The 13,350-nt window shown below is 32.9% G+C and carries 14 protein-coding genes; 10 read left to right on the top strand and 4 right to left on the bottom strand.

The genetic code is table 11. The annotated features are described in order from the left end of the window. The first annotated feature begins 113 nt into the window (after positions 1-113). The 6 genes from FGF67_RS02655 (at position 114) to ettA (ending at position 4,730) form a co-directional block, all read left to right on the top strand. Complete coding sequence (locus FGF67_RS02655; protein WP_139694919.1) at positions 114-644, top strand: NADPH-dependent FMN reductase; 531 nt, start codon at positions 114-116, stop codon at positions 642-644. A gap of 2 nt (positions 645-646) precedes the next feature. Continuing rightward, on the top strand, positions 647-1,084 hold the full coding sequence (locus FGF67_RS02650; RefSeq protein ID WP_139694918.1) for a MarR family winged helix-turn-helix transcriptional regulator: 438 nt from the start codon (positions 647-649) through the stop codon (positions 1,082-1,084). A 40-nt stretch (positions 1,085-1,124) separates the two neighbouring features. Continuing rightward, the gene (locus FGF67_RS02645; protein ID WP_139694917.1) at positions 1,125-1,994 is read left to right on the top strand and encodes a pirin family protein; all 870 of its coding nucleotides are present in this window, start codon (positions 1,125-1,127) and stop codon (positions 1,992-1,994) included. A gap of 13 nt (positions 1,995-2,007) precedes the next feature. Then, positions 2,008-2,724, top strand: coding sequence for a pirin family protein (locus FGF67_RS02640; RefSeq protein WP_139694916.1), 717 nt, complete (start codon positions 2,008-2,010; stop codon positions 2,722-2,724). A gap of 98 nt (positions 2,725-2,822) precedes the next feature. Further along, entirely contained in the window at positions 2,823-3,005 is a 183-nt protein-coding gene (locus FGF67_RS02635) for a CAL67264 family membrane protein (protein WP_139694915.1), read from the top strand. 33 nt (positions 3,006-3,038) lie between these two features. Then, positions 3,039-4,730, top strand: a complete 1,692-nt coding sequence (gene ettA, locus FGF67_RS02630; protein ID WP_139694914.1) for an energy-dependent translational throttle protein EttA — start codon at positions 3,039-3,041, stop codon at positions 4,728-4,730. Between the two features lie 135 nt (positions 4,731-4,865). Here the strand turns inward: ettA and FGF67_RS02625 are convergent, their stop codons facing one another. Next, positions 4,866-5,111, bottom strand: a complete 246-nt coding sequence (locus FGF67_RS02625; RefSeq protein ID WP_139694913.1) for a hypothetical protein — start codon at positions 5,109-5,111, stop codon at positions 4,866-4,868. 215 nt (positions 5,112-5,326) lie between these two features. Between FGF67_RS02625 and FGF67_RS02620 the strand changes: the two genes are divergently transcribed. After that, positions 5,327-5,914, top strand: coding sequence for an NUDIX domain-containing protein (locus FGF67_RS02620; protein ID WP_139694912.1), 588 nt, complete (start codon positions 5,327-5,329; stop codon positions 5,912-5,914). 50 nt (positions 5,915-5,964) lie between these two features. Here the strand turns inward: FGF67_RS02620 and FGF67_RS02615 are convergent, their stop codons facing one another. Beyond that, positions 5,965-6,978, bottom strand: a complete 1,014-nt coding sequence (locus tag FGF67_RS02615; protein ID WP_139694911.1) for a formimidoylglutamase — start codon at positions 6,976-6,978, stop codon at positions 5,965-5,967. Positions 6,979-7,097: 119 nt separating this feature from the next. Between FGF67_RS02615 and FGF67_RS02610 the strand changes: the two genes are divergently transcribed. Then, complete coding sequence (locus FGF67_RS02610; RefSeq protein WP_139694910.1) at positions 7,098-7,976, top strand: chromosome partitioning protein ParA; 879 nt, start codon at positions 7,098-7,100, stop codon at positions 7,974-7,976. Positions 7,977-8,207: 231 nt separating this feature from the next. Beyond that, the gene (locus tag FGF67_RS02605) at positions 8,208-8,798 is read left to right on the top strand and encodes a Crp/Fnr family transcriptional regulator (protein WP_139694909.1); all 591 of its coding nucleotides are present in this window, start codon (positions 8,208-8,210) and stop codon (positions 8,796-8,798) included. A 200-nt stretch (positions 8,799-8,998) separates the two neighbouring features. On the opposite strand, the gene fumC is transcribed toward FGF67_RS02605, so the two are convergent. Beyond that, entirely contained in the window at positions 8,999-10,396 is a 1,398-nt protein-coding gene (gene fumC, locus FGF67_RS02600; RefSeq protein ID WP_139694908.1) for a class II fumarate hydratase, read from the bottom strand. Positions 10,397-10,623: 227 nt separating this feature from the next. Between fumC and FGF67_RS17435 the strand changes: the two genes are divergently transcribed. Next, positions 10,624-10,791 (top strand): hypothetical protein, encoded by a 168-nt coding sequence (locus tag FGF67_RS17435; protein ID WP_199240640.1) that lies wholly within the window; start codon positions 10,624-10,626, stop codon positions 10,789-10,791. Between the two features lie 61 nt (positions 10,792-10,852). Here the strand turns inward: FGF67_RS17435 and FGF67_RS02595 are convergent, their stop codons facing one another. Continuing rightward, positions 10,853-13,276, bottom strand: a complete 2,424-nt coding sequence (locus tag FGF67_RS02595) for an outer membrane beta-barrel family protein (RefSeq protein ID WP_139694907.1) — start codon at positions 13,274-13,276, stop codon at positions 10,853-10,855. Between the last annotated feature and the right edge of the window lie 74 nt (positions 13,277-13,350).

Here is a 13,350-nt window from a genome sequence, read left to right as displayed (position 1 = left end):
AAGTTTGAATGTTCTGAATCTATATTTGTTAATGAAATCATAAAAATAATTCCAAGGAAATATATACCATGGAATATATTAAATAATTTTACTATCTTTAAACAAAAAAGAATATGAAAAGAATACTAAGTTTTTCTGGGAGTAATAGTAAACATTCAATCAATAAAGTGCTAGTGACCTATGCTTCTAGCTTGATTGAAAATGTGCAGGTGGATATTTTAGACTTAAATGATTTTGAATTGCCTCTTTTTGGTATTGATCTTGAAAGAGAAAAAGGTATCCCAAGTAATGCTCATAAGTTTTTAGAGGCTATTAAAAGTGCAGATGGTATAATAGTGTCATTGGCAGAACATAATGGAGCGTACTCCGCGGTGTTTAAAAATTTATTTGACTGGATGTCTAGAATTGAAAGTAAAACCTTTTGTGGTAAACCCATGTTATTGATGGCTACTTCACCAGGAGGTAGAGGAGGCGTATCCGTTTTAGCTATGGCTCAAGATAGATTTCCGCGTCATGATGCCAAAATTATAGAGGTATTTTCATTGCCCTCATTTGCTTCTAATTTTGTAGATGGTAAAATTATAAATGAAGCATTAGATGCTGAATTAAAGCAGAAAGTAAATCATTTTAAAAACGCGTTATAATTATGGGTGATATTTCTAAAGATATACATTCTACTTTCAAGAATACTAAAGTAAAGGCTTTAATTAATATTATTTATACCGCTAATTGGATCAATAGTCATCAAAACGAGTTTTTTAAACCTTATGGAATTTCGCCTCAGCAGTTTAACATTTTAAGAATATTGCGTGGTGCGGGAAAGCCTATTAAGGTACAAACTATTAAGGAACGCATGCTTGAGCGGGCTCCTAATGCTACCAGATTGATGGATAAGTTGTGCGCTAAAACATTGATAAATAGATTGCCTTGCCCTGATGATAGACGGGTAGTACATATAGAAATTACAGAAAAGGGCTTGCTACTGTTAAAAGCTATAGACAAAGAGTTTAAAGAAGACTTGTTAGAAAAATTAACAGACGAAGAAGCTCAGATGTTAAGTGATTTGTTAGATAAAATTAGATAAAATTTAAATCCACATTTTTTCAAGAAAAGTGGTAAATGTTATGAAAAAGAATAGTATTAAAACAATAGGACGAAGTGATTTTGTTAACATGGGGCCCATACGATTGCGTCAACCGCTGCCTAGCCCTTCAATTGATATGGTCGATCCTTTTATATTACTACATCATTATGGTCCATATGAAATTTCACCCAAGAATAATCCTTTCGATTTAGGACCGCATCCACATCGCGGCTTTGAACCTGTTACTTTTTTAATTCAAGGGGAGCAATTACACAGAGATTCCTTAGGAAATGAAAGTGTTGTAAAATCGGGTGATGTACAGTGGACAACGGCTGGTAGAGGTATTATTCATGCAGAAGCACCAACCAAAGCGTTTGTTGAAAAAGGAGGCTTTATTGAGGGGATTCAGTTATGGATTAATTTGCCTGCGGCCAAAAAGATGTTACCTGCAAATTATCAACATGAAAAACATGAAGATTTTAGAGTTGTCACTTCTTCAGATGAAAAAGCACGTATTAAAATTGTTGCAGGAGAGCTTAATGGTACCTTTGGTAGAATAAAAACGCAAACACCTGTCAATGCTTTTTTGCTTCAAATAGAGGAAAGTGGGTATTTTGAGCTTGATATTCAAAAAACTCATAAGGCTTTGGTGTATTTAATTGATGGCGAAGTTGAAATAAATAATGACGCGGTACTCAAAGTAGATGACAACCAAATCATTGAATTTAATCAAGATGGTGATGGTATATCTATTAAAGGAATAAAAGGAAGTAAACTTCTTTTCTTATCGGGAGAACCACTTAATGAGCCTGTAGCCACTTATGGGCCGTATGTAATGAATACACAAACAGAAATCTTGGAAGCTATGCGCGATTACCAAATGGGTAAAATGGGGTTTCTTCCAGCTTAAAAACATAAAAGTTATGAAAACAATTATTCATAAAGCAGATTCTAGAGGATTTGCTAATCACGGATGGTTAAAATCCTTTCACACGTTTAGCTTTGCAGGGTATCAAAACCCAAATCGAATGAATTTTGGTAAACTTCGGGTGCTAAATGATGATGTAGTACAACCCAGTATGGGGTTTGGTACACATCCACATCAAAACATGGAAATTATTTCTATTCCATTAAAAGGCGCTTTATCTCATAAAGATAGTATGGGAAATAAACGCGCTATAGAGGTTGGTGAAATTCAGGTCATGAGTGCAGGTACAGGGTTAACACATTCTGAATTTAATGATAGCGAATCAGAAGAAGTGAATTTTTTACAACTGTGGATTATTCCTGAAGCATTAGGTGTTAAGCCAAATTATGAGCAACGTAAATTTGATGAACAAGCTCAAATAAATAGTTTACAAACGGTTGTGGCTCCAAAAAATAAAGGTATTGAAAATGCCCTACCAATAAGTCAGCAAGCGTATATTTACAGATCGAGTTTAAGTGAAAATCACACTATTTCAATATCTGTTAAAGATAAAATGAATGGGTTGTACGTTTTTGTTGTAGATGGCGCAGTTGAAGTAGAACATGAAGTATTGAAAAGCAGAGATGCTATTGGTGTTTGGGATACAGAAACAATAAATATTCAAGCAAAGCAAGCTTCAAAACTAATTATTATAGAAGTTCCTATGAACTAAGTGTTCAGAATGATTAATAGCGAAAAGCACCTTTTTTAGGTGCTTTTTTGTTTAAAAATACGATATTTGTTTTTCTGAAAATATAATAGCAAAAAATTATGGCAATGAATAAAAATACGGTTTTGGCTTGGGCCACTACCATAATGATAATAGTGGGTTTAAGTCTTATAGCACTTGGAGCATTTAGGTATGATGATGTGGCAGGTTGGGGTTTTGCGGCAGTAGGTATTGGTTTTTTTGCAAATGCCTGGGTTTTTAATGCGCTTAAAGGACGCGTTTAGTGAGTTAATAATTAATTTTTTTGAATTATAGGTATGAGTGACGACAAAAAAATTATCTTTTCAATGTCTGGAGTAACCAAGACATTTCAAAGTGCAAATACACCAGTATTAAAAAACATTTATTTAAGTTTTTTTTATGGTGCTAAAATTGGAATTTTAGGACTTAATGGTTCTGGAAAATCTACGTTATTAAAAATTATTGCGGGGGTTGACAAAAATTATCAGGGTGATGTTGTGTTTTCTCAAGATTATTCTGTTGGGTATTTAGAGCAAGAACCGCAATTAGATAACGAAAAAACGGTATTGGAAGTTGTAAAAGAAGGCGCCGCCGAAACCGTTGCCATTCTTGATGAATACAATAAAATTAACGATATGTTTGGTTTAGAGGAAGTCTACTCTGATCCAGACAAAATGGAGAAGTTAATGAACCGTCAGGCTGAACTTCAAGATCAAATTGATGCTGCTAATGCCTGGGAGCTTGATACGAAACTTGAAATTGCAATGGATGCGCTTCGCACTCCAGATGGTGATAAAAAGATTGGGGTACTTTCAGGAGGTGAAAAAAGACGGGTAGCATTATGCCGATTGTTGTTAAAAGAACCAGATGTGTTGCTTTTAGATGAGCCCACCAACCATCTTGATGCGGAGTCTGTACATTGGTTAGAACACCATTTGGCACAATACAAAGGTACGGTGATTGCTGTGACACATGATAGGTATTTTCTTGATAATGTAGCTGGCTGGATTTTAGAGTTAGATAGAGGAGAAGGTATACCTTGGAAAGGTAATTATTCCTCTTGGCTAGATCAAAAATCGAAACGTATGGCTCAAGAAGGTAAGGCTGCTTCAAAACGCCAGAAAACTTTAGAACGTGAGTTAGAGTGGGTTAGGCAAGGCGCTAAAGGCCGTCAAACTAAACAAAAAGCACGTTTAAAGAACTATGATAAGCTATTAAGTCAGGATCAAAAGCAATTGGATGAAAAATTAGAAATATACATACCAAATGGTCCTAGGCTTGGTACTAATGTTATTGAAGCGAAAGGTGTTGCAAAAGGGTATGATGATAAGTTGTTGTATGATAATTTAAACTTTAATTTACCACAGGCAGGAATTGTTGGTATCATTGGTCCTAACGGCGCAGGTAAAACAACCATATTCAGAATGATAATGGGTGAAGAAACGCCAGATAAAGGAGAGTTTATTGTAGGGGATACAGCGAAATTGGCTTATGTAGATCAGAGTCACTCTAATATTGATCCAGAAAAAACAATTTGGCAGAATTTTAGTGACGAGCAGGAACTTATTATGATGGGAGGAAAACAAGTGAATTCAAGAGCGTATTTGAGTCGATTTAATTTTTCTGGTAGTGAACAAAACAAAAAGGTAAAACTATTATCGGGTGGGGAGCGAAACCGATTGCACCTTGCCATGACCTTAAAAGAAGAAGGCAATGTTTTGCTTTTAGATGAGCCCACCAATGATTTAGATGTTAATACCCTAAGAGCTTTAGAAGAAGGTTTAGAAAGTTTTGCAGGGTGTGCAGTAGTTATTTCACATGATAGATGGTTTTTAGATAGAATATGTACACACATTTTGGCTTTTGAAGGAGATTCGCAAGTATACTTCTTTGAAGGTAGTTTTTCAGATTACGAAGAAAATAAGAAAAAGCGTCTTGGTGGTGATCTTATGCCAAAAAGGATTAAGTATAAAAAACTGATTAGATAAGATATCGTAATAAGTTATAAAAAAAGCTCACAATACATGTGAGCTTTTTTTATTTTGTATTTAGAAACAAGTTCTATGTGAGTATTAAAAATATCGAATTAAAGAAAAGATAAGATAGCGCATCTTGAAATATACTTAGTTATCTCCACCATAAATATGGCCTTCGGTAAAATCACGGTAAGGCTTTTCTTTTTCTTCAGCTAATTTTTTATCAATTTCTTCCAGTCGTTGTTTTTCTTTATTTAATTTATACGACTTTCTGATACCTAAAATCAATAAAATTCCAAAAAAAACGGCAACTATAATAAGGACATTAACAATTTGTGATTGCTGCATAGCAAAGGGAACCAAGACAATAGAATTAAGATAGTTATATAGCATATAAATGCAAATTTGGGATTAATAGCTAATTCAAAGATACTATATTTTGTCAATTTTAGTATTTATTAAAACGATTAAGTTTTTAACAAACCTGTTCATAATCATATGTATAGTTCATTTTCTATAACATATTCAGTAAGTTTTTCAAAGGCTTAAGGAGAACTAACAGTATAAATAGAATCCTTTTTTTAAATTAGCTTGAAATAATTTATTGTATGCAGAGTGATCGAGTTAAAAATATTGAGAGTACGTTACTTTCAGATAATTATTATATTCTGAAAAAGTTACATTTTGATTATTTAATGGAAAATGGAGCTTGGGTAAACCAGATGCGTGAAGTGTATAATAGGGGAGATGGGGCAGGTATTTTGCTTTATAATAAAACGAAGCGTACTGTTATTCTCACTAAGCAGTTTAGGATGCCTACTTATATGAATGACAATAAGGACGGTTTTCTCGTTGAAATTTGTGCAGGTATGCTCGATAAAGATAATCCCGAAGCTTGTATTATTAGAGAAACCGAGGAAGAGGTAGGGTATAGAATAAAAGATGTAAAAAAGGTATATGAAGCTTATTCGTCACCAGGTGTATTAACTGAAAAAATGCATTTTTTTATTGGCGAATATACAGATGATATGAAAGTAAGTGATGGAGGTGGCCTACATACAGAGCATGAAGATATTGAAGTATTAGAAATACATTTTGATGATGCTATAACGATGTTGAACAATGGCGATATTGAAGATACAAGAACCATTGTTTTGCTTCAATATGCTCAAATTCATCAGGTTTTTGACGAATAGTAATTGTTAAAAACCTGATGCCATTTTTTTGAAAAGTAAGTATATAAATATTACCTCTCTTTTATGAAATCGGTGACCAAATAGGTAATAAGTTTAGCTACATGGTTTGACTTTTTCTTATTAGCAATACCTTCGCAAATATGTAAATAGGCCACATGTTCATTTTTGGCAAAATAATTTACAAAATACCTAACCTTATTAACCGAAAATCCGCTTGGAGTTAAGGCACTACTAGGAATGTTTTCTATAGCATCACAATCAATTTCAAGCCCAAATTTATTTTCTGAAACAAATGCAGAAGCTCTTTTTAATTCTTTCTTAAATTTTAATTCATTTTTAACTTCAAGGGCTTCGTAGGTGTTATAATCTAAATTTTCAGAGTTTTCAAACGTATCTAAAATTTGGTCAGATGTATAGTTTTCATGTAAACCAAAAACAAAATATTTATTAAGAAATCCTTCGGACAAAGCATAACTAAATCCATTACCACTATGGCGCCCTTCTTCAGCTCGAAAATCGGTATGTGCATCAAAATTTATGGCGTTTATGGGTTTACCATAAGCTAAACTAGTACCTTTTATGTTGCCATAAGCGTTGTTGTGCCCGCCGCCAATTATAATAGGTGTTTTTCCAGCTAAGACTATTTGATATATAATATGCGTAACCTGTTTATCTATTTGTTCTACTATTTTTCTAGACTTTAAAACATCTTTTTTTCTAGATTGATTAAGTTTGGCCATTTGATCCTGTTCTTCACTAAAATCTAAATGTCCTAAGAGCAATATTCTATTGGCATTGTAAAAACGGTTACTTTGTATATTTAATAAGGTGGTTATAAATGCCTCCCAAGTTTTTGAAGCACCTGTTTTTCCATGATTAGCAAACACTCCAACATCCTCTGGTAAACCCAAAATAACATACGTAACATCCAAATTTTCAAGTTGCTCGTATATATTGGAAATGCTGGTTAATGTTTGAATATGTTGACCAAACTTGGATTCACCAGTTCGTTTTTTTAAAAGGCTGTTACAAGTTTTTCTATTAAATAATACTAGTTTATCCATAAAGTAAATATATTTAGACAAACTAAAATTAGTCATTAATTTATTTGCAGCATTATAAAAACCGAACAAAAATAGTAGGCGATCAAGAATTAACCTTAACAACATTAAAACTTTTTATTATGGAAAACAACAAAAGTAGCACAGGTCTAAAAGTAGCATTAGGAATAGCTGTAGTTTTATTTTTAGCAACAGGTTTTTATACTATGAATTTATATAATAGTAGTAAAAAAGTCCAGAATGATTTGACTGAGCAAAAGCAGTTGGTGATGAACGATTTAAATGCCATGGCCAAGCAGTATGATGATGCCATTAGCGAAAATGAAGTTGCTAACAAAGATTTAATTGAAGCCAGAGAACGTATTCAAGGTTTAATAGATTCATTAAAAATTTCAGAAACTAATGTGAAAAGTTTATGGAGGTATAAACAAAAGTATGCTTCTTTACAAAAAGAGATGGATGCCTTATTAGCTCAAAACGATTCTTTAAGAATAGAAAATTCTTATTTGGCAACGTCTTTAGATAGTACTAGAGTACGTTTAGAAGAACGAACTATCTTTACTGATTCTTTATTGGTACAGAACAATGCCTTAGCAGAAGTCGTTGAAAATGCATCAATTTTGAATACCGTAGATTTAAAAGGTTCAGGGGTTATTGAAAGAACTTCAGGAAAAGTAATTCCAACAGAAAGAGCAAGACGTGCTGATAAAATTAGAATTTGCTTCACTGTTGCTAAAAACACCTTGGTTCAGGCGGGTGATCAAGAGCTATATATACAAGTTATTGACCCTAAAAACAATACTTTGGGTTTAAACGAACAAGTTACTTTTGAAGATAAAACTTTAAATTATAGTCTTATTAGTAAATTTAATTATGAAAATGCAAACTTAAATGTTTGTGAATTTGTAACTGCGAAAGATGATTTTGAAAAAGGAAGATATATTGTTAATGTATTTAACGAGAAGGATTTAGTTTCTACTTCAGAATTTACTATGAAATAGATAAAACTAAACGTAGCACTTAAAAGGTTTCAAGTTAAGCTTGAAACCTTTTTTTATCTGTAATTTTAAGTTTTTGAAATTGAGGAATCATATTTAATAACGTTAAAATTTTAAAAAATCACTTAAACAAGTTTTATTTGTAAATGAAAGATTAATTAATTGTAATATAAAATGAGGTGTTACTTTTATGTTTGTTTACTATTTAACACGTTATAAAAATTTTAGGCCCCAATGCATCGCAATCTAACTTTCTTAAATTCATTTTCATTTATTTCAGAAGACACGTTTTCAAAGTTGGCGGCTATATCAACCTTTAAAAAGGTAAACTCAGGAGTTCAGCTGGCTAAAGAGGGAGAACAACCAACAAAACTATATATGTTACTTACAGGGGTGGTAAGAGCATATTTAGGCGATGAGAAAGGTAAAGAGTATAACAAAAACTTTTTTATGGCACCAAGTTTTGTTGGCTCCTACACCGCTTTAATAAAAAGAGAACCGTCAAAATTAGTATATGAAACCTTAACAGACTGTAAGGTGTATGAAATTGATTATTCAAGTTTTATGAAATTATGTGAAACAGACATTTGTGTAAGTAATTTGTATAATAGAGTTTTGGAACATTTATTTATAAAACATGAGTCAAGACATTTAGATTTAATTTCTATGGATGCCACCCAAAGGTATTTAAAGCTCAATAAGGAAATTCCAGAATTGGAAGTTTTAGTACCTCAATATCAAATCGCGGCTTACCTTAGTGTAACTCCGGTTCAGCTCAGTAGAATAAGAAAAAAATTAAAAGAAGAAGAGGGTATTTCTAGTTAGATAAAAATAAATTATTAGCACCTTCTATTTGCTCAAAAGTCACAAATGTTAACAAATGTTAATTTTTTTGTTTAAACAAAGTTATACCTTTGAAGCGATTCAACAAATAAGTTTGAAGGATTGATAGCTAACCAACCAAAAAAACAGGTAATTTTTTTTATTACCTGTTTTTTTATATTGGAATGTTGTATATGGCGTATTTACTTTAAACTGCCTACCATGTCTTCTGGTTTTACCCAGGCGTCATAATCTTCCTCTGAAACATACCCAAGTCTAACAGCCTCTTCTCTTAAGGTTGTTCCATTTTTGTGGGCAGTGTTAGCTATTTCAGCCGCTTTATAATATCCAATTTTGGTGTTTAGCGCTGTAACAAGCATTAAAGAATTATTTAAAAGCTTATTAATCACCTCATGATTAGGCTCAATACCTACAGCACAATTTACGTCAAAACTTACACAAGCATCTCCAATTAATTGAGCAGATTGTAAAACATTAGCAGCCATAACAGGTTTAAACACATTAAGTTCATAATGACCTTGTAGGCCGCCAACAGATACCGCCACGTCATTACCAATAACTTGTGCACAAACCATAGTCATAGCTTCACATTGCGTAGGGTTTACTTTTCCGGGCATGATAGAACTTCCTGGCTCATTGGCAGGTATAATTATTTCACCTATACCCGATCTTGGTCCAGAAGCCATCATTCTAATGTCATTTGCTATTTTATTTAATGACACAGCAATCTGTTTTAAAGCTCCATGTGTTTCTACAAGTGCATCATGAGCAGCTAAAGCCTCAAACTTGTTAGGAGCTGTAACAAATGGTAATTCTGTAAACTGGGCAATATACTTTGCTACAAGTTCACTATATCCTTTAGGTGTGTTTAAACCCGTTCCCACAGCAGTTCCTCCTAAGGCCAGTTCACTTAAATGAGACAAGGTATTGGTTAAGGCTTTTAAACCGTGATCTAATTGAGCTACATAACCTGATAATTCTTGTCCTAAAGTTAAAGGTGTTGCATCCATTAAATGTGTACGACCAATCTTTACAACATTTTTGAAATCTTCAGATTTTTTGGCTAAAGTATTTCGTAATTGTTTTACTCCAGGAATGGTAGTTTCAACAATTTTCTTGTAAGCAGCGATATGCATACCTGTTGGAAATGTATCATTTGAAGACTGTGATTTATTCACATCGTCATTTGGTTGAATTGTTTTTTCCCCTTCACCTATTGCTTTACCCGCTATTTGATGTGCACGATTAGCAATTACTTCATTAACATTCATATTGCTTTGAGTACCAGAACCTGTTTGCCATATAACTAAAGGAAATTGGTCATCATGCTTACCATCAAGAATTTCATCACAAACTTGAGAAATCAAATTACGCTTTTCTTCTGATAATACACCTAATTCACAATTAGTATGGGCTGCTGCCTTTTTTAAATAAGCAAAACCATAAACTATTTCTAAAGGCATAGAGGCTGAAGGACCAATTTTAAAGTTGTTTCTAGAGCGTTCTGTTTGTGCGCCCCAAAGTTTATCGGTGGGTACTTTTACCTCACCCATGGTGTCTTTTTCTATTCTAAAACTCATCGTTTAATCATTTAATTTGAAGTAGCTAAGTTACGGTTTTTAGCATTTTTTTATATATGATTTATGTTAGTTTTTTGCTTTTTTAAACGGATTATTTATATTTAAAATTAAGTAGTTTGCAACCTAAATAACTGTTTATAATCTTGTTAATAATTGTTATATTGATATTGTATAACAAAAGTGTTTACATTATATTTGCAGAAGATTTATAACCGACACGTAACATTATGTTTGATTTTGATCAGTACTTAGGCTTTTTAGCGTTTCTTACCATATTAACCATAGGATTTTGGTTAATGATTTTTTTATTAACTTTTGTAATTCCTTATTGGATTGGAGGTTCTTTAATTGAAAGAATTAAAGAAATTAGAGAAGAAAAGAAAGCTAAGCGTTAAGAGTTTAAATATAAAAAAGATATAAAAAAGGGAAGCTAAATTAAATAGCTTCCCTTTTTTATTACATGTCTACATCTCCACCTTCAAATCCGCCACTAGAACGTTCACGTTTTTTTTGTTGATTGAATCTGTACGTGAACGATAGATTGTAGGTTCTGCCTCCTCTAAACTGAATCTCTTGAAGAGAGGTAAAAGTTGCCGTACTGATTTGGTTTCTTGAAATATTACTATTAAAAATATCGCGAACATTAAAAGCAAGAGATGCTTTTTCCTTGAATAAGTCTTTGCTAAACGCCATATTTGTTGAAAACCGTCCTTTTCTGTCGTTTTGAGCATCAATACTTGGTCCCCGATAATTTAAGTTAGTTTGCCAGTCTATACGATATGGGATTGTCAATTTATTGGTTAATCGTGCCGACCAATTTATATTATTGGCACTTAAGTCAATACCTTCAAATTCACCATCTCGTTTTAGTTTGTATAGATTAAAATCTGTATTAACCCGCCATTTTCTCGAAGGACTATAGTTTACATTTAGCTCAAAACCATACCTATTGTTTGTTGCTAAGTTAACTGGGCCTCTGGCTATAACAGGAAATTCTTTTCCGTCAATAATAACCGTTTCTCCTGTTTTTCTACTCACAAATGTAATAACGTTGGTAGAGTAGGCGAAATAAATAGCAGAGCTTATGGTGAAATTATTAAAGCTGTTTAAATAGCCAACCTCAAAACGGTCTGTGTAGGTGGGGTCAAGATCTGGATTCCCTTGAAAAATGTTGGTTATACTTGAGCGTGAAGGAAATGGGTTTAACATAAACCCGCGTGGTCTTCCTAGGCGTCTATTGTAGCCTAACATTAAACTTTGCCCTTCTGTTATTTCATAATTTAAATTCATTGTAGGAAACAAGCCTGTTAGGTTTTTTCTTTTAAAATCACCTGTGTTAGGCTGGTCTAATGTGGTTCTAGTATTTTCTAATCTTAATCCTGCTAAAAAAGAAAATTTTCCAATTTTACTACCAAATTGAAGATAAGCGGCATTAATGTATTGTTTAAAATTAAAAATATTGGTTAAGTTTTTATTAACCTCAAACATATTGGTGTCAACATTAAGCGTATCCACTCTAAAATCTGTAATATTTTTATTAAAGTCACCTCTGTACCCCAGTTCAAACTGACTCATTTTACCAACAGGCAATACGTAATCGGTTTGAAGCAATATGCGTTGTTGATCTTCAAGGTTTTTTACTTTTTCAGAGTCAACACCATCAAAATTTATTACAGAATTTTCATCATCCGTAGTATCTTCAAACTGAAAATCAAACGAGAGTTTATGATTGGTCTCTTTAAAATCTTTGGTGTAGTTAACAGAATACTGAATGGTTTCTCGTTCTCCTATTTCAGGAGTAAGTCTAATATTGGTTTTCGATGTTTGATTAATCTTGTCAAACTGATATAAGTAGTTTTTAGATAGATTGTCACTTTGGTTGTTTGCATATACCAGAGCTGCCGTAAGGGATGAAGATTCATTGATATACCACTCTACACCTGTGTCTGTATTTATACCCTTTCTAATGTCTGTCCAATTTCTTCGTTCATTTAAGTCGGGTGTGTTGATGTCATAATATTTAACATCGTTATACCATTTACCCAGTGTGGTTCTGTATCTGTATGAGGTTGTGTTAAAGAAATTTAAATCACCAGTTCTATAGTTGATATTTCCTGAAATACCAGCAGATTTAGGATGTCCTAAGTTTGCAGTTATGGCACCATTAAGACCTTGTAATTTACTCCTTCGCAGAATAATATTCAAAATACCTGCAGTTCCTTCAGCTTCGTATCTAGCCGATGGAGATGTAATAACTTCTACTTTTTCAATGGCTTCAGCAGGCAATTGTTGAAGTGCTTCAGCAGAATTTAAGCCTACCAACCCAGAGGGTTTTCCATTAATCAAAATACGAACATTGTCATTTCCTCTTAAAGATACAGCACCATCAGCGTCAACAGAAACGGATGGCACATTGTCTAAAACATCACTAACATTTCCGCCGCTAACGGTCAAATCTTTTCCAACGTTATAAATTTTCTTATCGAGTTTAATTTCAACCGTAGTTCGTTCTGCAATTATTTCTACTTCATCAAGCGATTCTGTATTTATTTCAAGCGCAAAACGTCCTATATTTTCAGAGATAGTAATTTTTTTATTTGGAATAGTTATGGTTTTAAACGAGATGTATTCAATGGTAATATCATAAACACCAGTGCTTACAGGAATTTTAAATGTTCCTTTAGTATCAGTTATTCCTCCAGAAACTATTTTATTGTCTTGTTTATTGAAAAAAGCAATAGTAGCATATTCTAAAGGTTCGTTTGTTTCTTTGTCAATAACTGTTCCTGAAATTTCTACTTCTTTTGATAATGGTTTTTGAGAAATAGATTTCAACGTGAAAAAGCACAAGCTCATTAACAAGATAGCTCGTTTATTCATAAATAGTTTTGGTGGTTAGACTATAAATGTAGAGTATGGTTTATAGAAGAAAGGTTAATATTTTGTTAACCTGT

Source organism: Allotamlana fucoidanivorans (genome assembly GCF_006265225.1).
GTDB lineage: Bacteria > Bacteroidota > Bacteroidia > Flavobacteriales > Flavobacteriaceae > Allotamlana > Allotamlana fucoidanivorans.
This window is presented reverse-complemented; position numbering and strand designations above follow the sequence as displayed.

Excerpts from the sequence above, each read along its gene's own strand:
- FGF67_RS02655 (WP_139694919.1), top strand. The coding sequence starts at position 114 with ATGAAAAGAATACTAAGTTTTTCTGGGAGTAATAGTAAACATTCAATC.
- FGF67_RS02650 (WP_139694918.1), top strand. The coding sequence starts at position 647 with ATGGGTGATATTTCTAAAGATATACATTCTACTTTCAAGAATACTAAA.
- FGF67_RS02645 (WP_139694917.1), top strand. The coding sequence starts at position 1,125 with ATGAAAAAGAATAGTATTAAAACAATAGGACGAAGTGATTTTGTTAAC.
- FGF67_RS02640 (WP_139694916.1), top strand. The coding sequence starts at position 2,008 with ATGAAAACAATTATTCATAAAGCAGATTCTAGAGGATTTGCTAATCAC.
- FGF67_RS02635 (WP_139694915.1), top strand. The coding sequence starts at position 2,823 with ATGGCAATGAATAAAAATACGGTTTTGGCTTGGGCCACTACCATAATG.
- ettA (WP_139694914.1), top strand. The coding sequence starts at position 3,039 with ATGAGTGACGACAAAAAAATTATCTTTTCAATGTCTGGAGTAACCAAG.
- FGF67_RS02625 (WP_139694913.1), bottom strand. The coding sequence starts at position 5,111 with ATGCTATATAACTATCTTAATTCTATTGTCTTGGTTCCCTTTGCTATG.
- FGF67_RS02620 (WP_139694912.1), top strand. The coding sequence starts at position 5,327 with ATGCAGAGTGATCGAGTTAAAAATATTGAGAGTACGTTACTTTCAGAT.
- FGF67_RS02615 (WP_139694911.1), bottom strand. The coding sequence starts at position 6,978 with ATGGATAAACTAGTATTATTTAATAGAAAAACTTGTAACAGCCTTTTA.
- FGF67_RS02610 (WP_139694910.1), top strand. The coding sequence starts at position 7,098 with ATGGAAAACAACAAAAGTAGCACAGGTCTAAAAGTAGCATTAGGAATA.
- FGF67_RS02605 (WP_139694909.1), top strand. The coding sequence starts at position 8,208 with ATGCATCGCAATCTAACTTTCTTAAATTCATTTTCATTTATTTCAGAA.
- fumC (WP_139694908.1), bottom strand. The coding sequence starts at position 10,396 with ATGAGTTTTAGAATAGAAAAAGACACCATGGGTGAGGTAAAAGTACCC.
- FGF67_RS17435 (WP_199240640.1), top strand. The coding sequence starts at position 10,624 with ATGTTTGATTTTGATCAGTACTTAGGCTTTTTAGCGTTTCTTACCATA.
- FGF67_RS02595 (WP_139694907.1), bottom strand. The coding sequence starts at position 13,276 with ATGAATAAACGAGCTATCTTGTTAATGAGCTTGTGCTTTTTCACGTTG.